Source organism: Azospirillum himalayense (assembly GCF_042657465.1).
In the GTDB taxonomy this organism is placed as follows: domain Bacteria; phylum Pseudomonadota; class Alphaproteobacteria; order Azospirillales; family Azospirillaceae; genus Azospirillum; species Azospirillum himalayense.
In genome coordinates this window covers 299,935-321,221 of sequence record NZ_JBHSLC010000118.1, presented here as the reverse complement: position 1 = coordinate 321,221, position 21,287 = coordinate 299,935, and the positions used below count along the sequence as shown (strand labels likewise).

Genomic DNA, 21,287 nt, shown 5'->3' with positions numbered 1-21,287 from the left:
TTCTTCGTTGATTACAGGCCCATCATGAATCGTTAACGGATTCACGCCTTACTGTTCTGCACTGGAGTGACGATGTGGAATGGTGAGCTGTGCGGAGTCTTGAGCGGTCTGTTCATGCCCTGATGGCGGCTGCCGGTGATGTCGTCGCCCTGGTGTCGCCGGACGGGCGGTTCGCCGATGTGGGAGCCGCGTCGCTGAGCGCGCTCGGCGTTGCGCCGGAGACGCTGTTGGGGACAGCCGTGCTGGACTGGGTCCATCCGGAAGACCGGGACGTGGTCGCCCGGTGTCTCGCCCGACACGGCGACGGAACGTCCGCCGACATCGTCGGTCCCATCGCCTGCCGGCTGCGCCACGCGGCGGGCGGATGGCGTCGCATGGAGGTGACGGCGCAGAACCGGCTGGACGACCCCGACGTCCAGGGAATCGTCATCAACGCCCGCGACGTGACCGACCGGCTGGAGGCGGAGGAACGGCTGCGGGAGTGCGAAGCGCGGTACCGGACGCTGGCCCGCTCCGCCCCGGTCGGCATTTTCCAGACGGATCGCGACGGCGGCATCGTTTCCGCCAACCCACGCTTCGCCGCCATCGCCGGGCTGTCGCCCGATGCCCCGCATGGCCATGACTGGCGTGCGGCCTTGCATCCGGACGACCGCCTGCGATTGGAGGCGGACTGGGCGGAGGCCGTGGCGGCGGGGCAGCCCATTCTCCTGAATGTCCGCTTCCGCGGCGCCGACGGCACGATCACCTTCGCCCTGTGCCAGGGCTCGCCGCTGGCCGATGCGGGCGGGCGGGTGAAGGGCTGGGTCGGCACGCTGACCGACATGACCGAATATGTGCGGACCGCCGACGCGCTGCTGATGGCGGAAGCCCGGACCAACGCCATCGTGGACGCCGCGGCCGACGCCATCGTCACCATGGACGGGGAGGGCATCGTCCACAGCTTCAACCCGGCGGCGGAGGCGATGTTCGGCATCCCGGCGGCAGACATGCTGTGGAGCCGGATCGACCGGTTGATTCCGGATATCGGCGCGCTGCTTCAAGATGGCGGGCTGGCCGTCTACCAGCCGGGCGGCGAGGCCCAAGGCGCCGGCGCCGTGCGGGAGGCCGTGGCGGTGCGGGGTGGCGGCGACCGCTTCCCCATCGAGTTGTCGGTGAGCGCGGTCGAAACGGGCGGGCGCCGCGTCTTCACCGGCATCATCCGCGACATCACCGCGCGCAAGCGGACCGAATGCGACCTGATCGCCGCGAAGGAAGCCGCCGAATCGGCGGACCGCGCCAAGTCGACCTTCCTCCAGATCATGAGCCACGAACTGCGGACTCCGTTGAACGCGGTCATCGGCTTCGCCCAGGTGATCGAAATGCGGCTGCTCGGCGCGGCGGAGGTGGACCGCTACATCGACTACGCCGGCTCCATCCGCCAATCGGGCGAGCATCTGTTGGCGATCATCGACGACATCCTGGACATCACGACCATCGAAGCCGGCGGGCTGCGGTTGAACGAAACCCCCGTCGATCCGTCCGCCCTGGTGGGGGAGGCGCTGAATCTCGTCGCCATCCAGTCAGGCAAACGCGGCGTGCCGATCCACATCGATCTGGAAGATGGCTTGCCGACGCTGACCGGCGACGCGCTTCGCTTGCGGCAAGTGCTGGTGAACCTGCTGTCGAACGCCGTCAAGTTCTCCAATCCCGGCGAGCCTGTTCTCATCCGCGCACGCCGCTGGGGGGATGGTGGGCTGGAACTGGCGGTGACCGACACCGGGATCGGCATCGCGGCGGAGGATCTGCCGAAAGCGATGACGCCCTTCGCGCAGGTCGATCAGTCGATGGCGCGGCGCTACGAGGGAATGGGACTCGGCCTGTCCATCTCGAAACGGCTGGTCGAGGCGCATGGCGGCGCGCTGCGCATCGACAGCGCGCCAGGGCGGGGAACCACGGTGACCGTGGCCTTGCCGCCGGGTCGCGTCATGGCCGACGGATGACGGGGACGGCGAGACCTTCCTGCGGACGCAAAAACGGCGCCCCGGCTTCCCGGAGCGCCGTGCCGACGTGTGGAGGTTTCCGGTTACGCGGCCTGCTGGGTCAGCGCGGGTTTCGCCGTGCCGTTGGTGCCGATCTGAATGGTCCGCGGCTTCATCGTTTCCGGCACCTCGCGCACCAGATCGATGTGGAGCAGCCCGTTCAGCAGATTGGCGTTGCCCACCTTGATGAAGTCGGCAAGCTGAAAGCGGCGCTCGAAAGCGCGGCCGGCAATACCCCGGTAGAGGAATTGGCCGGTCTCCTGTTCCTTCTTAGCTTTCCCTGTGACCACCAAAGAGTTCTGCTGAGCGGTGATCTCCAGGTCCTCCGGGCCAAAGCCGGCGACGGCCATGGTGATCCGGTAAGCGTCGTCGCCCGTCTTCTCGATGTTGTAGGGCGGGTAGGACGCGGCGGCCTCGTCGCCGGTCATCGCGTTCTCCAGGAGACGCGAGAGGCGATCGAACCCGACGGTCGAACGGAACAGGGGCGAAAGGTCGTAGGAGCGCATGACATATCCTCCAGATGAGCGATACAGCGAGCGGAGACCACGATCATCGTCGGTCCCCCGGTTTGCGGTTCCGGCGAACCCCAACTGGGCGTCCGCCGACACCGCGACAGATAAGCGAGCGACTTGCCCGTTCAAGAGGGCGCTTTTTGAAAATCGGCGGGCCGCGCTGCCCCCGCCCACAGGGCGGGCGGCGGGGGTCCACAACCACTCATCGATTGTTAATCAGTTGCGGCGAGGCTCGGAATCGGGCCACTCGGCCGCGGGAGGGGTACGGCCGTGATGGCAACACCGACCTTCTTCAACGGGACCTATGACGAGACGATGGCGTTGCTGATCGAGGCGCGCAACTACATCGCCTATCACGACGCCGTCAGCCATCGGGCGCTGCCGCCCCAGGTCCGGCTTCAGATCTCGTACGAATCCATGCGGGTGACCAGCCGCCTGACCCAGGTCATGGCCTGGCTTCTGGCCCAAAAGGCCGTCCATGCCGGGGAAATGACCCGTGAGCAGGCGGCGAGCGATGACTTCGCCCTGTCGGGCGGGGACATCTGCACCGATCCCTCCGGCCCCGACAACGAACAGCTTCCGGAGGGGCTGCGCAGCCTTCTGGAGCGCAGCCACCGGCTCTACATGCGCGTCGCCCGCTTGGACGAGCGTGCCCGCGACGCGGTGGCGCTGGCCGGCTGAGGGCCAACCTCCCGGAAGACCGCAAACAGAAGCCGCAAACGCGAAAAGGGCGCCCGGCGGACCGGACGCCCCTTTTCGTTTTGCGGGCGAAGAAGCTTACTTCTTCAGGCCGAAGCTCGCGAAGCGCTTGTTGAACTTGGCGATCTGGCCGCCCGTGTCCAGCAGCTTCTGCACGCCGGTCCAGGCCGGGTGCGACTTCGGGTCGATGTCGAGGCGCAGCGTATCGCCCGGCTTGCCCATCGTGGAGCGGGTCTTGAACGTGCTGCCGTCGGTCATCACCACGTTGATCTCGTGGTAGTCGGGATGGATATCAGTCTTCATGGCCGGGGTTCCTGCAAAGCGAGCGCGGTCTATAGCAAAGCATGCGGCATGATGCAACCGCGTTCCTGCGCCGGGAAGGCGGCCGTAAAGGCGGTGCGGTTCCGAACGGCCGCCGCTTTCCCTGTACCGCCACATCATTCATCATGCAGGCACGGAGTCACGGAGGATCAAACGCCTTTGGAACGGGGCGTCGCCGGCGCGATCTCTGTGCCTCCGCGCCTCCAAGGTTCCGTTCGCTCGCCAAACCATACCTTGTTCATACGCCCCCCCCTTGCTATATGCCGGGCTTGCCCCCGTGCACCGCCTGCACACTCCTGCCGCTGGGGAGCCCTGGTGTCCCGTCCGTCATCGAAATCCGATCCGGTGTCCGAAGCGACGCCTTCCGCCGGAATGCGCCGCCGCAACCTCTCGCCGCTGCGCCGGTTGTTTCCCTTCCTGTGGCCATACCGGCTGCAGATCATGGGGGCCATGCTGGCCCTGACCGTTGCCGCCGGGACCGTGCTGGGGCTGGGGCAGGGGATGCGCGTCCTGGTGGACCAGGGCTTCGTCGCGGGCAATTCGGCGCTGCTCGACCGGGCGCTCCTGGTGTTGCTGGTGGTCATCGTGCTGATGGCGGCCTCGACCTTCGGGCGCTTCTATCTGGTGAGCTGGATCGGCGAGCGGGTGGTGGCCGACATCCGCCGTGCCGTCTACAGCCATGTGGTGAAGCTGTCCCCCGGCTTCTTCGAGACCACCAAGACCGGCGAGATCCTGACGCGCCTGACCACCGACACGGAGGTGCTTCAGACCGTGGTCGGCTCCTCCGTCTCGATCGCGCTGCGCAACACGCTGATGTTCGTCGGCGGCACGGTGATGCTGCTGGTGACCTCGCCGAAGCTGGCGGGGCTGGTGTTCCTGGGCGTGCCGGTGGTCATCCTGCCGATCATCATCCTGGGGCGGCGGGTGCGTGCCCTGTCGCGGGCCAGCCAGGACAAGATCGCCGACCTCGGCTCCTTCGTCGAGGAGACGCTGGGCGCCATCCGCACCATGCAGGCCTACACGCACGAAACGATCGACCGCAGCCTGTTCGGGGCGCGGGTGGAGGACGCCTTCGCCACCGCCCGCCGGCGGGTGACGGTGCGAGCCATCATGACGATGATCGTCATCGTGCTGGTGTTCGGCTCGGTCGGCCTCATCCTGTGGATCGGCGGGCACGACGTGCTGGCCGGGCGGCTGACGGTGGGGCAACTCTCGGCCTTCGTCATCTACTCGGTGGTCGTCGCCGGCTCGGTCGGAGCGATCAGCGAAGTGGCCGGCGACCTCCAACGCGCCGCCGGCGCCACGGAGCGGCTGTTCGACCTGCTGGACACCGAACCGGAGATCCGCGCCCCGGCAAACCCGCGCACCCTGCCGGAACCGGCGGAGGGCGCGCTGTCGTTCCGCAACGTGCGCTTCCACTATCCGTCGCGGCCGGACTGGGCGGCGCTGAAGGATTTCTCGCTGGAGATCGAGCCGGGGGAGACGGTGGCCCTGGTCGGCCCGTCGGGCTCCGGCAAATCCACGGTGTTCCAGCTTCTGCTGCGCTTCTACGACCCGCAGGCCGGGGCGGTCATGTTGGACGGGGTGGACGTCCGCGACGCCGACCCGGTGGAGGTGCGGCGTCGGCTCGGCCTCGTGGCGCAGGACCCGGTGGTCTTCTCCGCCAACGCCTGGGAGAACATCCGCTACGGGCGCCCGGATGCCACCGACGCCGAGGTGCTCGCCGCCGCCGCGGCGGCCCACGCGCTGGAGTTCCTGCAGGCGCTGCCGGAAGGGTTGGACACCTTCCTGGGCGAGAAGGGCGTGCGCCTGTCCGGCGGGCAGCGCCAGCGCCTGTCCATCGCGCGGGCCATCCTGCGCGACCCGCCGGTGCTGTTGCTCGACGAGGCGACCAGCGCGCTCGACGCGGAGAGCGAGCGCATGGTGCAGGACGCGCTGGACAGGCTGATGACCCGGCGCACCACGATCATCATCGCCCACCGTCTGGCCACCGTCCTGAACGCCGACCGGATCGTGGTGATGGAGCAGGGACGCGTCGTCGCCACCGGACGTCACGCCGATCTGGTCCGCGAAGGCGGCCTCTATGCCCGCCTCGCGGCGCTCCAGTTCGACCGCGCGGCGGACGAGGCCGGACTGGTCGGCGGGTAAGGAGCTTCTGCCGCCGTTCGGACGCCGGGTCCGGAACCCGTCCGCGCTTGCGGCGGTTGTCGGGCCATGTCCTCAGACACGGCGCATTTCCCTTCATCGGCACGGGCGGCAGCGGGATTTCCCTGGGCGGGATACCTGCTGGGCTTCGCGCTGGGCGGCTTCTTCGACGGGATTCTGCTGCATCAGGTGCTGCAATGGCATCATCTGCTGTCGGCGGTGGAGTCCTCGGCCGTGCAGGACATTCGCGTCCAGATCCTGGCGGACGGCCTGTTCCACGCCGCGATGTACGTCGTCGCGGCCGGCGGTCTGTGGCTGCTCTGGCGGAGCCGGCACCGGTTCGCCGAAGCGGGGGCGGACCGTCTCCTGTTCGCCAACGCGCTGATCGGCTTCGGCGTCTGGCACATCCTCGACGGCGTCCTGTCCCACTGGATCCTCGGCATCCACCGCATCCGCATGGATTCGGCGACCCCGCTGCTCTGGGACCTGCTGTGGTTCGTCGTCTTCGGCGTCGCCGTCGTCGCGGTGGGCTGGCGGTTGCGGCGCGGCGGGGGAGCTAGCGGCGGTGGACGTGCCGCACCGGTCGCGCTGACGCTGGCGGTCCTGATCGCCGGGCCGGTCGCCGCCCTGCCGCCGCCGGGCGTGACCACGGTGATGGTGCTGTTCCAGCCCGGCACGACGGCGGTAGACGTGTTTGCCGCCGTCGCGGCGGTGGATGGGCGGGCGGTCTGGCAGGACCCTTCCGGCCAGCTCTGGGCCATCGACCTCGGCGAGGGCGGCAGCCCGACCGTGCTGTACCGGCACGGCGCCCTGCTGGTCAGCAACACGCTGCTGCCGACCGGCTGCCTCGACTGGTTCCGGACCTGAACGGCCGTTCGTTCGTCACGCCACGCCGAGGCGGCACAGCGTCGGCAGGCGCAGGCGGGTGAAGCGGTCGAACCGGGCGCGCAGTTCCGCCACATTCGCCTCCTCCCCGGCGAGCCGCGCTCCGTCGCGCGACAGGGCGAGCCCATCCGCCGACAGGGCCTCCCAGGCGGTCGCCGCGGGGTCGGTGCCGGTGCGCCGGGCCAGCAGGAACAGCGCCTCCAACCGTGACACCGCGACACCGGAACCGAGGACGGGCGACGCCAGCGTGTCCAGCGTGTCGTCGCGGCGGTTGCGCTCCAGGATGGCGGCGTTGAAGCGGTCGGCCTGGAGCGCGCGCGCCGCCTGACCGGCCTCGGGCAGGGCGGGCGACGCCAGCGCGAGGCTGGTCAGGATCATCAGCGCGCTCAGCACGGCCTCCTCGCCATGGCGGTTCAGAGCGGGGAGGGCGGCCAACTCGGCCAGCGTGGGCGTGCCGGCGGCCAGCGCCTCAGCCAGCGGGCCGTGCAGGTCCTGGGGCAGCGGCACCCGCCCGACCGGGGCCAGCACCACCTCCGGCAGATCGTCGGGCGGCACCAGAAGGGCAAAGCGGGTGGCGCGCAGCCGCTCCCGCCGCTCCGCCGCGGTCAGCCGCTCCGCCCCCTTCACGAACAGGTCGCGGCGGAAGGCGCGGTTGGTCAACAGGTCGCGCAGCGTCTCGCGGTAAGCCGGATCGCGCGCTTCGGCCAGCAAGGGCAGGGCGTCGGCGTCCGGCGGCAAGGACAACTCGTCCATCTGCTCCATGGGGACGGCGGGGCCGGCGAAGTCGAGCTTGGCCGCGGCCAGTTCCCGCGCCACGTCGGCGTGGTAGAAGGCGGTCCAGTCGCGGTTCAGATATTCGTGCGCGATGTAGTTGGGCGACTTGCGTCTCAGCGAGTCCAGCCGCGCCGGCAGCGTGTCGGCCTGGGCGAACCAGCCGGCGCTCAGGGCGGTCAGCCGGCTGGCGAAGGCCACGGCCTCTTCGATCCGCTCCGGCAGCGGACCGGTGCGGTCGGCGCAATGCTCGACCAGGACGCGGCGCAGCGGCATGTAGGCGAGCGTGCCGGGCAGGGCGTTGTAGCTGACGAAGACCAGCCCGCCGGGCTTCAGCCGACGCTTCAGCATTTCGACCAGGATCGCCCGGTTTTCCGCGCTGACCCACGACCAGACGCCGTGCAAAGTCACGATGTCCAGGTCCTTGGACCCGCCTTGGGCGTATTCGGCGAAGCTCTCCTCCCGGAAGGCGGCGTTGCCCAGCCCCGCCTCGGCGGCGAGGCGCTGGGCGCCGGCGATGTGGCCGGGGTTGAAGTCCACCGCCTCGAACCGGGCGTCGGGATGGCAGCCGGCCAGGACGGCGCTGCTCACCCCATGGCCGCAGCCGATCTCCGCACAGGCGAAGGACCCGGCGAGGTCCATCGGGGGTCTCCAGCCGCGCAGGGTCAGCGCGAAGGACAGCAGCGCCGGAGACAGTTCCCGATAGAAGGCGTGGATGTAGCCGATCCCGCCCACATAGCCCTCGGTCCAGCCCTGCATGGTCCCCAACCCCTCCGTCATCCGCTGGGGAAGGGTGATAGCGCCGGGCTTGGCAGGCTGTCAAAGAAGGCGGCTGGAAGGATGGCTGGAAAGGGTGTGTGCGGAGCCGGAACGAGCCCCGCAAAAAAATGCGATCCTATCCATTTTGGTATCGACAAGCCCCGGACCCTTCGTTATAAACCGCGCCACACCGGCCGGGACGACGGCTTGGCCGGACAGGAACCCTAGTCGATACGGTCAGGCACCCCCTGACGCAGAGACGAAGGCTCCGGTGCCGGTGTGAACGAGAAGTGATGGGCGCATAGCTCAGTTGGTAGAGCAGCTGACTCTTAATCAGCGGGTCCAAGGTTCGAGTCCTTGTGCGCCCACCATCACTTTCAGGACCGAAAGGGTTCGTTCCCAAGATCCCTTTCATGCCGCCGGGCAATTTCGTGCCCGGATGGGAATGGGCGCATAGCTCAGTTGGTAGAGCAGCTGACTCTTAATCAGCGGGTCCAAGGTTCGAGTCCTTGTGCGCCCACCATTCCCAAGACAACGGCACGACAGCGACGCACACAAAAGGGCTGCCCTCGGGCGGCCCTTTGTGCGTTTGGGGCATCGCTTGCGCCGTCACTCCGGAGCGGGGCCGGGGCGGCGGGGGACGAGCAGGTTCGCGGTCATCTGCTGCACGGTCTCGTCGTCCTGGTTGAGGGTGGTGGTGCGCACGCGGGCGATGCCGCGGTCGGGGCGCTTGGCCGACACGCGGACCTCCAGGATCTCGCTCTCGATGCGCAGCACGTCGCCGGGGCGGGTGGGCTTGGGCCAGCGGATGTCCTCCACCCCCATCCCGACGAAGCCGCCGGCCAGCGCGCCGTCCCCCGTGACGATCATCCGCATGGTCAGCCCGGCGGTGTGCCAGCCGCTGGCCGCCAGCCCGCCGAACACGCTCTCCCGTGCCGCCTCGGGGTCGAGGTGGAAGGGTTGCGGGTCGAACTGCCGGGCGAAGGCGACGATGTCCTCCTCGGTCACGGTCACCGGGCCGCCGGTGAAGCGGTCGCCAGGGGTCAAATCGTCAAGATAGCGCATGGGTCGGTGGACTCCCGTGGCTGGTTGCCTTGCCGCTCCGGGTTAATCTTTGCGGGGCGGGAATAAAAGCGATATCTGCCACGCAAAAATTGCAAAGCTGTCGGGATGTAAAATGTCGGGGGAGGGGAATGCCCATCGATAACGCGTCGAGGCACCAAATTCGACGAATCATAGAACAACGACGCCGCAGGGCTGGCCTGCGGCGGTCTGGTCCGGTCGGAGGGTGAGCGAGAGGCGCCTATTCGGCGGCGGTGCTGGCCATGCGGCTGCGCACGGACGGCGGCGGTTGGTTCCCACGATAGTCCTGAAGCCGCGTGGCGCGCAGGCCCCGCATGCCGTGGCTGTCGATCAGCCGTTGCCAGGACAGGAATTCCTCCACGGACAGGGTGTAGCGGCGGCACGCTTCCTCAAGGCTGATCAGCCCCGAACGCACGCCGGCCACAACCTCCGCCTTGCGCCGCATCACCCAGCGCTTGGTGTCCGGAGGGGGAAGATCATTTTCTGTCATCGGCCGTCCTGCTGGACCGATGACCGACGCTCCACTGGAGCCATCGTCGCTCATTTCAAGCTCGCGAGATGACATGCGCGGACGCTCCACCATCAGCAGTGTATTCCACGATTTGGTGGTAACCTACCCCTTCTCCGCTTAACAAAAGCCTAAACGATAGGGTTAATGTTTTAAGCATAAAAGGCATGGCGCATGGGCCCACCCGGACCCCTGCCCATGCCTTTGCCCATGCCTTCGGAAAACGCTCAAGCGGGACGGGAATCCGTCCTCAGAACACCTTGGAGAGTTTGGACAGCGGAACCTCGACGCTGCCCACGGAGACCACCGTTTCGCCGTCCTTGTTGGACCCGATGCCGCTGACCGTGCCGAAGGTGAAGGGGGTCGCCTTGATGATGTCGTCCTTCTTCTCGGACACCGGGGCGATGTTCAGGCGGTATTGGCCCGGCTGGACGGCGTTGCCGCCGTCGTCCTTGAAGTCCCAGTTCACGACATGCTTGGTGCCCGCGGCGGTCTCGCCGGTCATCGACCGGACGAGGCGGTTCTGGCTGTCCAGGATGTCCACCCGCACCGACTTGGCCGACTTCTCCAGCTCATAGGCCAGCGGGGCCGCCGTCATGCCCTGAGTGTAGTCGAAGCTGTCACCCTCGAAGGTGACCGTGCGGCCCAGATAGGCGAGGTTGGTCGAATTGGTCGAGGCGTTCTGCAGCTTCAGCAGCTTGTCCAGGCGGCTGTTCGTCCCGATGTTCTGCTCCACGTTCGCGAAGTCGACCAGCTGCTTGGTCATGTCGTTCGTGTCCATGGGCTTCAGCGGGTCCTGGTTCTGCATCTGCGTGGTCAGCAGCTTCAGGAAATGCTCGAAGTTATCGCCCAGCCCCTTCACCGCGGTGTCGAGTTTCTGCTCGTCGGCGGTCTTGGTGGTCTTGGTTGAGGTGTCGGTCTTCGTCTTGGTCTGGTTCAGGTTCCAGCTGCTGCCGTAATCGGTGTTGGTGGTGGCCATGGTCGTCGTCCTTCGCTGGAATGGCTGCGGCTGGTCTGAACGTTCGGGGTCAGGCTTGGATGTCGACGCGGCCGGGGGCCAGCGTCAGGGTGTAGGCGGCCTGCGCATCCTCCCCCTCGCCCGTGCCGCCGCCGAAGCCGCGGCCCCGCCGGCCCGAGCCGCCCTGCCGTCCCGACTCCTGGAACGACTGGCCGCCTTCGCCGCGCAGGCTGAAGTTGAGGCTGTTGCTGTCCGCCTTCAGCCCAGCGTCTTGCAAGGCGCGTTCCAGGTTGCGGCTGTCGCGCTGCAGAAGTTCGAGGGTCTGGGCCTTCTCCACGGCCACCGACGCGGTGACCCGCCCGTCCTGGCCGATCTCCAGCTTGATGTCGATGCGGCCCAACTCGGCGGGGCGCAGGTTGATGGTGAACTGGTCGTTGCCGTCCGACACGTTCTTGCTGATGTGGACGCCCACCTGCTCCTGCACGCCCATCGGCAGGCCGGCGGATCCGCGGGACGGGCGGAGCTGGGCGGTGGTCAGCCCCGTCTCGACGCCGCTTGTCGTGTGCACGCCCTCGATCCCGGCGAAGACCGGGTGCGTCGGGGTGGTGGCGTGCAGGGAGCCGTCGGCCGGCGGGGCGGCGTCCGATGCCGCAGCCGCGGCGGCGGCTGTCAGGAACGCGCTTTGCCCGGCAGGCTTTGCCGGGTCGGCAACCGGTGCCTGGGGCGTCGGCGGCTGGGCCAGGGCGGCGTTGCCGCTCGGGTCCTGGTTGCCGCGGTTGCCGGCGTTGGCTCCGGCATCGCCGTCGGCCCCGGTCCGGGTCGTGCCCTTGGCCTTTGCCGCGGCGAGATCGGTCAGGGTTTGCGGCAGCGGCGCGTTTTCGTCGTTCGGCAGGTCGGCGAGGGGGAGGGCGCCGGAGGGCAGCGCGTCGGCGGCCTGCGCCGGCTTGTCATTGGCGGCGTCCCTGGCCTCGGCGTGGGGCGCGGGCACATCGATCGGCGGCCCCCCCGCCGGGACGGCCGGCACCGGCGCGGCGTCCGCCAGCACCGGAGGCGTTTCCGCGACCGGCTTGGCCGTGGCCTTCACGGATTCGTCGGTGGCGACCTTGGCCTTTCCGTCCTGATGAGGAACAGCGGTGGCTGCCAGGGCAGCGGCCAAAGCGGCTTCGGCGGCAGCGTCAATGGCCGTAGGAGCCCCTGCACCGTCCGGAGTCGGGGTGCCGGGGGGCGTGGCCTCGGCCGGAGCCGCCGCATCGACCGCGCCGACGGCAGCGGCGTCATCATTCTTGTCGGTTTCGCCATCCGGTGTGCCGCTGGCCACCGGGGCGACGGCCAGCGACAGGGTGGCCTCCATGTCGGTCAAGGTGTTGGACTGGTCGGCGGTGATCAGCTCCACGGTGGTCTCGGTCACGGTGACGGTCAGGTCGAGAATCACGGCTTCACCGTTCCCGTCCTCGGCCGCCTGATCGCCGGCACCGTCCTGCGTGGTGCCATCGCCCGTCGCGCCGCTGGACTCTTCCGGCGGAGTCTCCTCCGCCGTGTCGGCCAAGGAGGCGGCGTCGACGGGCATCGGCCTGACGGAACCGTCCTCCTGAGCCGCCTTGGCGCCGGCGGCCTTCGCGTCCTTCGCCGCGGCGTGGTCCGCGGCGGCGGCCTCCCGCCGTTCGGTGCGCGTCGCGTGGGCGGAGTCGCCGGCCTTGGCCGCATCGGACGCGCGGGCGTCCCTCCGCTCGGCGGTGCGCTGGGCCTCGTCCTTGCGGGCGGCGCGAGCGTCGGCCTGTGCGGTGGCTTCGGAGGCCTGACGCGGCCTGGGCGGTTCCGCGCGAATGGGGTCTGGGCGGGACGGCGGACCGCGCTCCCCAGACTTGCTATCGGCGGCCTTGCTATCGGCGGCCTTGCGGTCAGCGGCCCTGTTGGCGGCAGCCTGGTCGGCGGCGCCCGCTGCGGCGTTGCGTCGGTCCTGCGCCGCGGTCTCCGCCTGGAGCTGATCGCGCTTGCGGGTGGTGGCCTCGCTGATCAGCCGATCCATCATCGAGGCGAACTTGTCGCTTCGCGGAGCCGAGTTCTGGCTGGAGGAGGTCTGGCCCCTGACCAGGCTTTCGAACGCGGAGGGCGCGACGGTCGTTTGGATGGCCATGGAAGGGATTCCCCGAAGCGGACAGGTGCTCCCCGTTGGGAAGCAACTAACGGGCCAGTTTCAGGCCGGAGCCGGCCTGTCCATTCGAGCCTCCGCGCCCGGCAGTTCCGTCCGCAAGGCGGCAAATTCAGCCGGGTGACCGGCGCTTCTTGCCGGACCCGGCAAACGCCGAAGGGCCGCCCGGTCGGACGGCCCTTCCTGTGGATATTGAGGGTGCTGACGCGGGTCAGAGCCGGGTGTTCAGCGTGGCGGAGGTGGACGGCCCGTGGCTCGGCGTGACGTAGGTCGCGCGGGGCGGAACCGGGGCGGTGCCGTAGGCGGGGGTGGTGGTCTGCCGGGCGCGGTTGATGGCGCCGACCACGGTGTCCACCAGGATCTTCTGCGCCGCGCTGTTCCGGCGGAGTGCGTCGGCGTTGGCGGCGGACGCTTCGTACAGGCCGCGCGTCGCCTCGCGCAACGCGGCCTTGGTCTCGTCGGGCAGGGCGGCCATGCCCTCGCGGTCCACGCGCAGCAAGCGCGACACCTCCTCGTAGACCAGCGTCATCGGCTGCTTCTCGCGCCCCAGCCGGGCCAGCTCGGCGCTGGTGCAGTGGCGCATCACCGCCTCGGTCTCGCGTGCCAGATGCGCGCTCAGCCGGTTCATCAGCTCGACCAGGGCGATGGCGCGCTCCTCGGCGTTCTTGGGCAGATTGGCGGCGGGAGCCTTGGACGGCTGCGGGAAACGGACGTCGACCTTATCCATGGTTGCCCTCCTGTGCGCGCAGAAGCTCGCGGTAAACCTGATCGGCGATGCCGAACCCGCCGCTGCGGGACACCTGCTTGCCGTATTCGTTGGTCAGCATGGAGCGGAACATCTCCTCGGCATGGCCGCCGCCGAAGGTCTGGTCGACCTCGATCCCGTCGAACATGTGGCCCAGCATCTGGGAGACGAAGACGCTCTCGAACTCGTTCGCGGACTGGCGGAGCTTGGCGCGGACCGCCGGGTCCACCTTGCTCTCCGCGCTTTTGGGATCGACCAGATCGGTCCGCACCGCCGTCCGGAAGCCTGCTTGCGCGTTGCTCTGGGCGCGCTCGGCGGCCGCGGGCAGGCGCGGGGGCGGAAGGCCTGGAAGGGAAAGCGTCGTATCCATCAGATCACCTCGATCTCCGCCTGCAGGGCTCCGGCGGCCTTGATCGACTGAAGGATGGCGATCATGTCCCGCGGACCCACGCCAAGCGCATTCAAGGATTGTACCAACTCCTGAAGCGTCACCCCCGAATTCATCACGGCGAGGCGATTGTTCGACTGGTCGTCCACCTGGATGTCGGTGCGCGGCACCACGGCGGTCTCGCCCTGGCTGAAGGGGCCGGGTTGGCTGACCTGCGGCGTTTCGGTGACGCGGATCGTCAGGTTGCCCTGGGCGATGGCGACGGTGGAGATGCGGACGTTCTCGCCCATCACGATCACGCCGGACTTCTCGTCCACCACCACGCGGGCGACCTGATCGGGGGTGACGCGGAGCTGCTCGATCTCCGTGATCAGCCCGACGATGTCGCCGCGCCGCGCCTCCGGCACGCTCAGCAGGACCGAGGAGGGGTCGGTGGCCTGCGCCCGATTGCCGCGGAGCTGGATGTTGATGGCGGTGGCCACGCGCTGGGCGGTGGTGAAGTCCGGGTTGCGCAGCGACAGGCGCAGCACCGGCAGTTCGGCCAGCGAGAACTGGATCTCGCGCTCGACGATGGCGCCCGAGGAGATGCGGCCCGAGGTGGGGACGCCGCGCGTCACGCTGGCCCCCTGGCCCTGGGCGGAGAAGCCGGACACCGCGATCGGCCCCTGGGCCACGGCGTAGACCTCGCCGTCGGCGCCCAGCAGCGGGGTGACCAGCAGCGTGCCGCCGAGCAGGCTCTTCGAATCGCCCATCGCCGACACGGTGGCGTCGATGCGCGTGCCCTGGGCGGAGTAGGGCGGCAGGGTCGCCGTCACCATCACCGCCGCCACGTTCTTGGTGCGCAGGTTGGTGCCGCGGGTGTTGACGCCCATGCGCTCCAGCATGCCGACCAGGCTCTGCTCGGTGAAGGGCGAGTTGTTGAGGCTGTCGCCCGTGCCGTTCAGGCCGACCACCAGGCCGTAACCGATCAGCATGTTGTCGCGCACGCCCTCGACGTCCACCACGTCCTTGATCCGTGCCGACGAGGCCGAGGCCGGCGCCGACAGCGCGAGCAGCGCCGCGGCCAGCGCGGCCAGCATGGCGACCGCGCGCAGCAGAACGGCGGCGCGGGGCATGACGGCATGGCGCAGGACGGCGCGGGGCAGGGCGGTGGCGGTCATGGCGGGGACACTCCTCAACGGCTGTCCCTTCCCATACAAACGGCGTGCCAGAGACGCGGATGGCAGGCAAAGGGCAGGATCGGCAAGGGGAAGCGGCGGCGGTGGATGAAAAGGCCGGAAATTGGCACCGTGTCCAACCGCTTTATGCCACGGAAGCGGGGCAATTTTTGCCCGATTGCGGCAAACCTTGACCGGATGTTAAGGTGCTTCCATCTAGAGTATCGCGCTTTTCCGAAACCGGTTGCACGGAACATGAAAGTCGAAGGCCCCGGAAAACTTCGCGGCAGCAGCTCGGTCCGGCGCACAGGGAAGGCCGAAGGCTCATCCGGTGCGTCCTTTTCCAAGCAGCTCGTCGGCGAGACCAACGCCGCCCAGGGCGTCCACGCCGCGGCACCGCTGGCCGGCATCGCCAGCGTGCTGGCGTTGCAGGAAGTGGACGACGCCACGGCACGCGCGTCGCGCGGCAAAATGCGCGCCGAGGAGATGCTCGACAAGCTGGAGGAGATCCAGCACGGGCTTCTGGCCGGCACGCTTCCGGCGCAGAAGCTGATGGACCTCGTGAAGGTGGTGCAGTCGCGCCGCGTCCATGTGGACGATCCGCGGCTGGCCGACATTCTTGATCAGATCGACCTGCGCGCCCAGGTCGAGCTGGCGAAGCTCACCCCCTGAGCGCCTTTTCCGGCTCCACGGCCCGTGGGGCCGCCCATGGACCCAGCGCAGGGTGGTCTGGTGTCGCCGGCCTTCCCGATCCTAGGACCGGCTTTTCGGCATCGGCCGTACGGCTATCGCAGAAGCTTTCACAAAACTTTGCTTCTCCAAGGGCTTGTTCGTGCTTCGATAGGCGAAGCGCAGGGTTGCGGTTGCCGATGCGCCTACCTATACTCCGCGCCGCCCGGATCACCCTTTTGCGTTGGATGCTCTCGGATGTCGTCTCCGCTTCTGCCTAAGAACTACACCCCGTCGGAAGACGAGGAGTTCATGAATCCCGTGATGCGGGAATATTTCCGCCAGAAGCTGCTGCGCTGGCGCGCGGAGCTGCTGGCCGAATCCAGCGAGACCCTGAGCAGCCTTCAGGAAGGCGGCATCCAGGAACCGGACATCGCCGACCGCGCGTCGGCCGAGACCGACCGGGCGCTGGAGCTCCGCACCCGTGACCGCGAGCGCAAGCTGATCTCAAAGATCGACGCGGCGCTGGAGCGGTTGCAGGATGGGTCCTACGGCTATTGCGAGGAAACGGGGGAGCCCATCTCCGTCCGCCGCCTCGACGCCCGCCCCATCGCGACGCTGAGCCTGGAAGCCCAGGAACGGCACGAGCGCATGGAGCGCACCCAGCGCGACGACTGATGCCCTGGGCGGATGACGGCTTCCGCCGTCCGCCCACGGTCGGACCCGACAGATCAATGCGATAGCGTTGATTGAAAGGCTCATGCCGGCGGCGTCTTCGGGGGGCGGCGGCATCGCGTTGCGTCTCCCAGTCCGCGCATCGGACAGACAAAAGCCCCCTCTTGTCCCGGTGGGGGCTTTTGTCTGTCCGATGCCTTTCCATGAAGCCGAAACGCGCCTCGCCGTCCGCAAGGTGCCGTTTGCAAGGCTGTCCCATTCCGCCCTCCCGGCGCTTTCGCCGGTCGGCGGTTTCGGCCAATCCCGTTGTGGATGTTCGACCCGCCCGTGCATCCGGATGTTGCCTCCGGCGATGTCCATCTTTTTCCAGCGCAGGCCCCACCGTTCCAATGCGCGCAGGGCGGCCAGGCCCTGCCACGATTGGGTTGAGGGCGGGCGTCGTCGCTTCCGCCACCCCCGGTTCGGAAGGGTTGTTTGAGCGGCAGGCGCCTTCAATAACAATTGTGTTTATAGCTTTTACCGCGCCTTAAACTTGCTGTGCCTCTATACGAAAACAACTTCTCAGGATGGGGGTGCTCAATGCCGCATCGAAAGATTGCCGCCCGCGAGCGTGCCGCCCAACCCAAGACAATGAAATGAGAGTCACCCCTGGTGGCTCGGATTCATGTACCGGAGGATGGCGTCATGGCGGTAACAACATACAGCGATGCAACAGCCGATTACTATTTTGGCGACAGTGCCAACGATTATATAAGCAGCGCTCCAAAGTGGCTTGATGACAAGCCGAACTACATGGATGGCGGCGCGGGTAACGACTCGATGTTCGGCTCGTACGGCTTGGACTATATGTATGGGGGAAGCGGAAACGACTTCCTTTTGGATATCTGTCTTGGTGTCCTGCACGGTGAGGACGGAGATGACTATCTGGATATTTCGGCCGGCGGTGGATATCTGTATGGTGACGCTGGCAACGATACGCTGACCTCGGGATCTGGTGAGTCGACATTGTCCGGCGGTGCCGGAAACGACACCTTCATCTTCACGGGAAGCCAGAATTACGGCTATTGCGCGATAGACGGCGGTGATGCGGCCCATGCCGGTTACGATGCCGGTCAACCGAACCATCACGGTGTGGACAAGATCGAGGCCTATGGCGCCAACACGGTGATCGGCCTCAAATCGATCGCGCGCATCGACTCGATTGTCGGCAATGGAAGCAATATCACCATCGAGACGGCCAACACCGCCACCTATCTTGATTTCAGCAACACGACAATGACCGGCATCGCGCAGATCAATGGGCTCAACGGTAACGACACGATCATCGGCTCAAGCGGCAGCGACACGATCTTCGGCGGGTGGTCAACCGGCGATTTCCTCTTCGGCGGCGATGGCGACGATTACCTGATCGGCTATGGTGGTGAACTGACCGGCGGCGCCGGGGCCGATGTCTTCCGGTCGGTCGGTTCCGTGCTTGTCAATGACTTCAGCGAGTCCCAAGGGGATCGGATTTTCATCCAGAACGGTTGGACGTGCCAGTATGGGGCTTACGGCAGCGGCACGGCCCTCGTGTTCAGCTCCAACGGCGTTTACCAGTCGCAAATGGTGTTGGCGGGTGTGGCCCCGGGTGACGTCAAGGGCAGCTGGTTCCTGGTGGGATAGCATCGCATTGATCCGCCGGGTCCGACCGTGGGCGGATGATCGAGCCATCATCCGCCCACGGTATGGAGGCCGTCCGACAACATTCCGGGAAGCAAACCGCCCGCTTCGACCCTCAAAGCCAGGGTCTCGATTCGTGCTCCGAGTTGGGATTTTTCACAACAAAGAGGTCATCATGATCGTCACGGGAACGTCACCGGTTACGAGCACCCCCCCTCTTTCCAGGACCGAAGCGGGGCTGGGGAGCGGTGTGTCCATCGCCGCACCGCTCGGCCCGGAAGTGTCCGTCACCCTGTCCGCCAGGGCGCGTGCCTTGCCAAACGAGACATCTCCGGAAAGCGGCTCGGCCTATTGGCAGGAGAGGGTACGGATGGCAACGGAACAAATGGAAAGGGAGATCCACTTGGTCCAGCGGAACCAAGGGATGGCCCTGATGGGAGCCGGCGGCATCCGCAATGGGAGCGCCGACCCGCAGATTGAGCCGCAGCTGGATGCCATGGGACGGGAGGCGTCGTCGGAAAGCGACGTAAATTATTGGGACACCCTTGCTGGGCGGGAAGGGCTGCGAAAGGCCAACGAGGCGATGGATAGGCTCCTGGCGCAGCGGAGCCAGCAGATGGCCGAGATGAAGGCCAATGGCGCCTGGGACGGGAGCCCGGCGGCTCAACTGCAGCATTGGCTGGACGCCAAGGGGCGAACCCTTGACCTGCGGGACAAGATCATCGGCATTCCGAAGGATAAGAACGTCATGCTGGATGGCGCGGCCAGCAACCTGGAGTCCCTCGTGGCCGTCCAGAAGGGCCTGACCGTGCCCGCCACCGATCCGTTCTCCGGACGCCCGTCTTTCGTGCCGAACGCCGAGTCCACAGGGACCATCGGCATCATGGGAGGGGTCTCGTCCGATGCTCCCGATCACGGCGAGGCGATGTTCCTCGTCTTCGACCGCGAAACCGCCGCCACCGTGACCGATACGACCTTCACCCTTCGCCCGGCGGACGGCGGGTCTCCGCTCAACGAACTGCTCGACACCATTCAGCGCAACCAGGAACCGCCTGGGGCGATGGCCGGCCAATACACGCGCCTTGATCTCGTCGATGGGGCGGGGCGGACGGTTGGCATGGTGATGTCCAGGGGCTTGGACGCTCTGGCCCAGGACAAGGCCGCCGACATGCTGGCGGCCGTGTTCGGCATCTTCCGGGGATCGGTAAGTCATTCGGTCTGATGCCGCTGTCCGAACGCGCAGGCTCGGCCTGTCGTCCGGCGTCGGTGCGATTCCGACCATGAGATGAAGAATGGGCGGCCCGCCCCTCTGTCGGAGCTTGGTTCGCTCGGGCCGGCCGCGGGCCCGCTGCAAGGAGCCCTCACCCTACCGGCGCTGGCCACTCCAGGCCAGCCGGGGAAACGGGCTGCCACCCCCTATCGAATGAAGGACGTCTTCCGATGACCGCCTCACCCTTCGGCGTGGCGCTTTCGCGCGCCTGACCGCGTCCGGGTCGGCTGCCCTTAAACCCATGGTGCGGGTTGCCAGAACGGCCTGTTGAGGGTGGAATGGACGTTCTGAAGCGGATCGAGACATTGCGGACCCTGGTCGGTGAGACGCAGACACGCAGGAAGCGTCTCCTGGATCGATCCCATGAGCGCCTGCGCTCCGCCGAGAAGGCGTTGGAGGGGTCCCACCGCCTGCTGAAAGGGAAGCCCCATGACCCAGGCACGCCACCCGGTGAACCACACTGTGACGCAGGGCGCTGATGCGGAAGATTGGCGCCGGCGCAGCGAGGCAAGGCGCGGCCGGGCCGAAGAGGCTCGCGCCGGGGCGGAACGGATGCGCGAGGAGGCCGAAAAGGAACGCTCCGCGACGTTCCAGCGCCATGTCGAATCGGAAGGCGCGCGACTCATGGCGGAAGAGGGGCGAATCACCGGCGAGGCGCAGCGGCAGGAGGCCGAGGACGGGCGCATCCAGGACGAAGACCATCGCCGATCCGCCGAGATGGCCAGGCTTGCGGCGGAGGAGGCTCGGCGCGCCGAAGAACAGGCGCGGCTGCTCCACGAGGACACCCGGCGTTTCACCGAGGAAACCCGCCTTAATGCCGAACACATGCGTGCAGAGGCGGAGCGCGCCCGGGCGGCGAACGAGGAGCAGCGCCAGATCATTGAGGAGATGCGGGAAACCGTCCGACGTTACGAGGCGCTTCTGGCCCGGATCGGGTGACGGGGCGCCGAGGGGAAGTTTGAAGGGGGCGGCAGGAAGGGCACGGCAGATCCGGCCGGGCGGCAGAAACTTCCCGCCCGCGCACCAGCGGCCGAGGCTCCCGGTAGCCGGCCGGAAGGGGGGCGGTGCCCCCTTCCGGTCTGATGATGGGTCCTTTCCAGCCCTTGCGTTCCCGGAACGTCCTCAGAAGGGCATGATGATGTCGAAGAGCTGCTGGCCGTAGCGGGGCTGCTGCACGTCGGTGATCTGGCCGCGTCCGCCGTAGGAGATGCGGGCCTCGGCGACCTTCTCGTAGCTGATGGTGTTCTGAGCGGTGATGTCCTCGGGCCGGATCACGCCGGTGATGATCAGGTCGCGCACCTCGTAGTTCACCCGCACCTCCTGCCGCCCCTGGATGACCATGTTGCCGTTGGGCAGGCTCTGGGTGACCAGGGCGGCCACCTTCAGGGTGATCTGCTCCTTGCGGTTGATGGCCCCCTTGCCGTCGTTGGAGGTCGAGCTGGAGAGGTCGAGCAGGCTGTCGGCGCTCACCCCGTCGGGCAGCGCGCGCTGCAGGGCCTTGCCCTCGAAGCCGAAGAAGCTCGGCATGCCGGCCTTCTCGGAATTGCCGCGGGTGCGGGTGGTCTGGTTGTTGAGCTGGGCTTGGTCGTTGATCTGGATGTCGACGGTCAGCAGATCGCCGACCTTGGCCGCGCGCTGGTCCTTGAAGAAGGCCTTGGCGCCGGTCCGCCACAGGGAATTCGGGTTGCGCTCCGTCGGCAGCGGTGTGGGCATCGGCAGGCTGACCGGCTGGTAGCCGGGCTGGGCCTGCGGGTCCTTGATCTTGGTGAGTTCCGGAGCGGAGCCGATGTCCGCCACGCGCGACATGGCGTTGCAGGCGGGGAGGCCGGCGGCGACGGCGGCGAGCAGAGCGAAGCGGAAAGCCGTGCGGGCGGTGTTCGTGGGGGCGGGCATCCTGAGGGCGGACATGGAGCTTT

General features: G+C 67.6%; 20 protein-coding genes and 2 tRNA genes. 11 read left to right on the top strand and 11 right to left on the bottom strand.

Annotation, left to right across the window (positions count from 1 at the left end; translation table 11 throughout):
• Positions 1-122 precede the first annotated feature (122 nt).
• Positions 123-1,979, top strand: a complete 1,857-nt coding sequence (locus tag ACFPMG_RS33445; RefSeq protein WP_377000261.1) for a sensor histidine kinase — start codon at positions 123-125, stop codon at positions 1,977-1,979.
• Between the two features lie 83 nt (positions 1,980-2,062).
• Here ACFPMG_RS33445 and ACFPMG_RS33440 read toward each other — a convergent pair whose 3' ends face one another.
• On the bottom strand, positions 2,063-2,524 hold the full coding sequence (locus tag ACFPMG_RS33440; protein ID WP_038526830.1) for an Hsp20 family protein: 462 nt from the start codon (positions 2,522-2,524) through the stop codon (positions 2,063-2,065).
• A gap of 279 nt (positions 2,525-2,803) precedes the next feature.
• Between ACFPMG_RS33440 and ACFPMG_RS33435 the strand changes: the two genes are divergently transcribed.
• Complete coding sequence (locus ACFPMG_RS33435; RefSeq protein ID WP_377000301.1) at positions 2,804-3,211, top strand: DUF1465 family protein; 408 nt, start codon at positions 2,804-2,806, stop codon at positions 3,209-3,211.
• 96 nt (positions 3,212-3,307) lie between these two features.
• Here the strand turns inward: ACFPMG_RS33435 and rpmE are convergent, their stop codons facing one another.
• Positions 3,308-3,532: a 50S ribosomal protein L31 gene (gene rpmE / locus ACFPMG_RS33430; RefSeq protein WP_014241009.1), complete on the bottom strand. Its 225-nt coding sequence runs from the start codon at positions 3,530-3,532 to the stop codon at positions 3,308-3,310.
• A gap of 390 nt (positions 3,533-3,922) precedes the next feature.
• On the opposite strand from rpmE, the gene ACFPMG_RS33425 reads away from it, so the two are divergent.
• Both ACFPMG_RS33425 and ACFPMG_RS33420 read left to right on the top strand, forming a co-directional pair.
• The gene (locus ACFPMG_RS33425; protein WP_377000299.1) at positions 3,923-5,698 is read left to right on the top strand and encodes an ABC transporter transmembrane domain-containing protein; all 1,776 of its coding nucleotides are present in this window, start codon (positions 3,923-3,925) and stop codon (positions 5,696-5,698) included.
• Positions 5,699-5,764: 66 nt separating this feature from the next.
• Entirely contained in the window at positions 5,765-6,562 is a 798-nt protein-coding gene (locus ACFPMG_RS33420) for a DUF2243 domain-containing protein (RefSeq protein ID WP_377000258.1), read from the top strand.
• A gap of 15 nt (positions 6,563-6,577) precedes the next feature.
• Here the strand turns inward: ACFPMG_RS33420 and ACFPMG_RS33415 are convergent, their stop codons facing one another.
• Positions 6,578-8,110 (bottom strand): class I SAM-dependent methyltransferase, encoded by a 1,533-nt coding sequence (locus ACFPMG_RS33415; protein WP_377000256.1) that lies wholly within the window; start codon positions 8,108-8,110, stop codon positions 6,578-6,580.
• Positions 8,111-8,405: 295 nt separating this feature from the next.
• Between ACFPMG_RS33415 and ACFPMG_RS33410 the strand changes: the two genes are divergently transcribed.
• Together ACFPMG_RS33410 and ACFPMG_RS33405 are read left to right on the top strand one after the other, a co-directional pair.
• Positions 8,406-8,481 (top strand) — tRNA-Lys (locus ACFPMG_RS33410).
• Between the two features lie 76 nt (positions 8,482-8,557).
• A tRNA-Lys gene (locus tag ACFPMG_RS33405) sits at positions 8,558-8,633 on the top strand.
• Between the two features lie 86 nt (positions 8,634-8,719).
• On the opposite strand, the gene ACFPMG_RS33400 is transcribed toward ACFPMG_RS33405, so the two are convergent.
• The 7 genes from ACFPMG_RS33400 to ACFPMG_RS33370 all read right to left on the bottom strand — a co-directional run bounded on the left by ACFPMG_RS33400 (position 8,720) and on the right by ACFPMG_RS33370 (position 15,101).
• A complete protein-coding gene (locus ACFPMG_RS33400) occupies positions 8,720-9,175 on the bottom strand; it encodes a MaoC family dehydratase (RefSeq protein ID WP_377000254.1) in 456 nt (151 codons plus the stop codon).
• A 238-nt stretch (positions 9,176-9,413) separates the two neighbouring features.
• Positions 9,414-9,737: a CtrA inhibitor SciP gene (gene sciP / locus ACFPMG_RS33395; RefSeq protein ID WP_051657784.1), complete on the bottom strand. Its 324-nt coding sequence runs from the start codon at positions 9,735-9,737 to the stop codon at positions 9,414-9,416.
• A gap of 214 nt (positions 9,738-9,951) precedes the next feature.
• Positions 9,952-10,680, bottom strand: a complete 729-nt coding sequence (locus ACFPMG_RS33390; protein WP_377000252.1) for a flagellar hook assembly protein FlgD — start codon at positions 10,678-10,680, stop codon at positions 9,952-9,954.
• Positions 10,681-10,729: 49 nt separating this feature from the next.
• The gene (locus tag ACFPMG_RS33385) at positions 10,730-12,793 is read right to left on the bottom strand and encodes a flagellar hook-length control protein FliK (protein ID WP_377000250.1); all 2,064 of its coding nucleotides are present in this window, start codon (positions 12,791-12,793) and stop codon (positions 10,730-10,732) included.
• 226 nt (positions 12,794-13,019) lie between these two features.
• A complete protein-coding gene (locus ACFPMG_RS33380) occupies positions 13,020-13,535 on the bottom strand; it encodes a flagellar basal-body protein (protein ID WP_377000248.1) in 516 nt (171 codons plus the stop codon).
• Positions 13,528-13,923, bottom strand: coding sequence for a rod-binding protein (locus tag ACFPMG_RS33375; RefSeq protein WP_377000246.1), 396 nt, complete (start codon positions 13,921-13,923; stop codon positions 13,528-13,530). Before ACFPMG_RS33375 ends, ACFPMG_RS33380 begins: the two co-directional genes overlap by 8 nt.
• On the bottom strand, positions 13,923-15,101 hold the full coding sequence (locus tag ACFPMG_RS33370; RefSeq protein WP_377000244.1) for a flagellar basal body P-ring protein FlgI: 1,179 nt from the start codon (positions 15,099-15,101) through the stop codon (positions 13,923-13,925). Before ACFPMG_RS33370 ends, ACFPMG_RS33375 begins: the two co-directional genes overlap by 1 nt.
• Positions 15,102-15,353: 252 nt before the next feature.
• On the opposite strand from ACFPMG_RS33370, the gene ACFPMG_RS33365 reads away from it, so the two are divergent.
• The 5 genes from ACFPMG_RS33365 (at position 15,354) to ACFPMG_RS33345 (ending at position 20,310) form a co-directional block, all read left to right on the top strand.
• Entirely contained in the window at positions 15,354-15,770 is a 417-nt protein-coding gene (locus ACFPMG_RS33365; RefSeq protein WP_377000242.1) for a flagellar assembly protein FliX, read from the top strand.
• Between the two features lie 255 nt (positions 15,771-16,025).
• On the top strand, positions 16,026-16,445 hold the full coding sequence (gene dksA / locus ACFPMG_RS33360) for an RNA polymerase-binding protein DksA (protein WP_035675009.1): 420 nt from the start codon (positions 16,026-16,028) through the stop codon (positions 16,443-16,445).
• A gap of 681 nt (positions 16,446-17,126) precedes the next feature.
• Complete coding sequence (locus ACFPMG_RS33355) at positions 17,127-18,104, top strand: calcium-binding protein (protein ID WP_377000240.1); 978 nt, start codon at positions 17,127-17,129, stop codon at positions 18,102-18,104.
• A gap of 172 nt (positions 18,105-18,276) precedes the next feature.
• A complete protein-coding gene (locus ACFPMG_RS33350) occupies positions 18,277-19,323 on the top strand; it encodes a hypothetical protein (RefSeq protein WP_377000238.1) in 1,047 nt (348 codons plus the stop codon).
• 477 nt (positions 19,324-19,800) lie between these two features.
• Positions 19,801-20,310 (top strand): hypothetical protein, encoded by a 510-nt coding sequence (locus tag ACFPMG_RS33345; protein ID WP_377000236.1) that lies wholly within the window; start codon positions 19,801-19,803, stop codon positions 20,308-20,310.
• 183 nt (positions 20,311-20,493) lie between these two features.
• On the opposite strand, the gene flgH is transcribed toward ACFPMG_RS33345, so the two are convergent.
• The gene (gene flgH, locus ACFPMG_RS33340) at positions 20,494-21,279 is read right to left on the bottom strand and encodes a flagellar basal body L-ring protein FlgH (RefSeq protein WP_377000234.1); all 786 of its coding nucleotides are present in this window, start codon (positions 21,277-21,279) and stop codon (positions 20,494-20,496) included.
• Positions 21,280-21,287: the final 8 nt, after the last annotated feature.

Excerpts from the sequence above, each read along its gene's own strand:
- ACFPMG_RS33375 (WP_377000246.1), bottom strand. The coding sequence starts at position 13,923 with ATGGATACGACGCTTTCCCTTCCAGGCCTTCCGCCCCCGCGCCTGCCC.
- ACFPMG_RS33370 (WP_377000244.1), bottom strand. The coding sequence starts at position 15,101 with ATGACCGCCACCGCCCTGCCCCGCGCCGTCCTGCGCCATGCCGTCATG.
- ACFPMG_RS33385 (WP_377000250.1), bottom strand. The coding sequence starts at position 12,793 with ATGGCCATCCAAACGACCGTCGCGCCCTCCGCGTTCGAAAGCCTGGTC.
- ACFPMG_RS33425 (WP_377000299.1), top strand. The coding sequence starts at position 3,923 with ATGCGCCGCCGCAACCTCTCGCCGCTGCGCCGGTTGTTTCCCTTCCTG.
- ACFPMG_RS33380 (WP_377000248.1), bottom strand. The coding sequence starts at position 13,535 with ATGGATAAGGTCGACGTCCGTTTCCCGCAGCCGTCCAAGGCTCCCGCC.
- ACFPMG_RS33400 (WP_377000254.1), bottom strand. The coding sequence starts at position 9,175 with ATGCGCTATCTTGACGATTTGACCCCTGGCGACCGCTTCACCGGCGGC.
- ACFPMG_RS33390 (WP_377000252.1), bottom strand. The coding sequence starts at position 10,680 with ATGGCCACCACCAACACCGATTACGGCAGCAGCTGGAACCTGAACCAG.
- ACFPMG_RS33420 (WP_377000258.1), top strand. The coding sequence starts at position 5,765 with ATGTCCTCAGACACGGCGCATTTCCCTTCATCGGCACGGGCGGCAGCG.
- sciP (WP_051657784.1), bottom strand. The coding sequence starts at position 9,737 with ATGAGCGACGATGGCTCCAGTGGAGCGTCGGTCATCGGTCCAGCAGGA.
- ACFPMG_RS33345 (WP_377000236.1), top strand. The coding sequence starts at position 19,801 with ATGACCCAGGCACGCCACCCGGTGAACCACACTGTGACGCAGGGCGCT.
- ACFPMG_RS33440 (WP_038526830.1), bottom strand. The coding sequence starts at position 2,524 with ATGCGCTCCTACGACCTTTCGCCCCTGTTCCGTTCGACCGTCGGGTTC.
- ACFPMG_RS33445 (WP_377000261.1), top strand. The coding sequence starts at position 123 with ATGGCGGCTGCCGGTGATGTCGTCGCCCTGGTGTCGCCGGACGGGCGG.
- rpmE (WP_014241009.1), bottom strand. The coding sequence starts at position 3,532 with ATGAAGACTGATATCCATCCCGACTACCACGAGATCAACGTGGTGATG.
- dksA (WP_035675009.1), top strand. The coding sequence starts at position 16,026 with ATGTCGTCTCCGCTTCTGCCTAAGAACTACACCCCGTCGGAAGACGAG.
- ACFPMG_RS33415 (WP_377000256.1), bottom strand. The coding sequence starts at position 8,110 with ATGCAGGGCTGGACCGAGGGCTATGTGGGCGGGATCGGCTACATCCAC.
- ACFPMG_RS33350 (WP_377000238.1), top strand. The coding sequence starts at position 18,277 with ATGATCGTCACGGGAACGTCACCGGTTACGAGCACCCCCCCTCTTTCC.
- flgH (WP_377000234.1), bottom strand. The coding sequence starts at position 21,279 with ATGTCCGCCCTCAGGATGCCCGCCCCCACGAACACCGCCCGCACGGCT.
- ACFPMG_RS33365 (WP_377000242.1), top strand. The coding sequence starts at position 15,354 with ATGAAAGTCGAAGGCCCCGGAAAACTTCGCGGCAGCAGCTCGGTCCGG.
- ACFPMG_RS33355 (WP_377000240.1), top strand. The coding sequence starts at position 17,127 with ATGGCGGTAACAACATACAGCGATGCAACAGCCGATTACTATTTTGGC.
- ACFPMG_RS33435 (WP_377000301.1), top strand. The coding sequence starts at position 2,804 with ATGGCAACACCGACCTTCTTCAACGGGACCTATGACGAGACGATGGCG.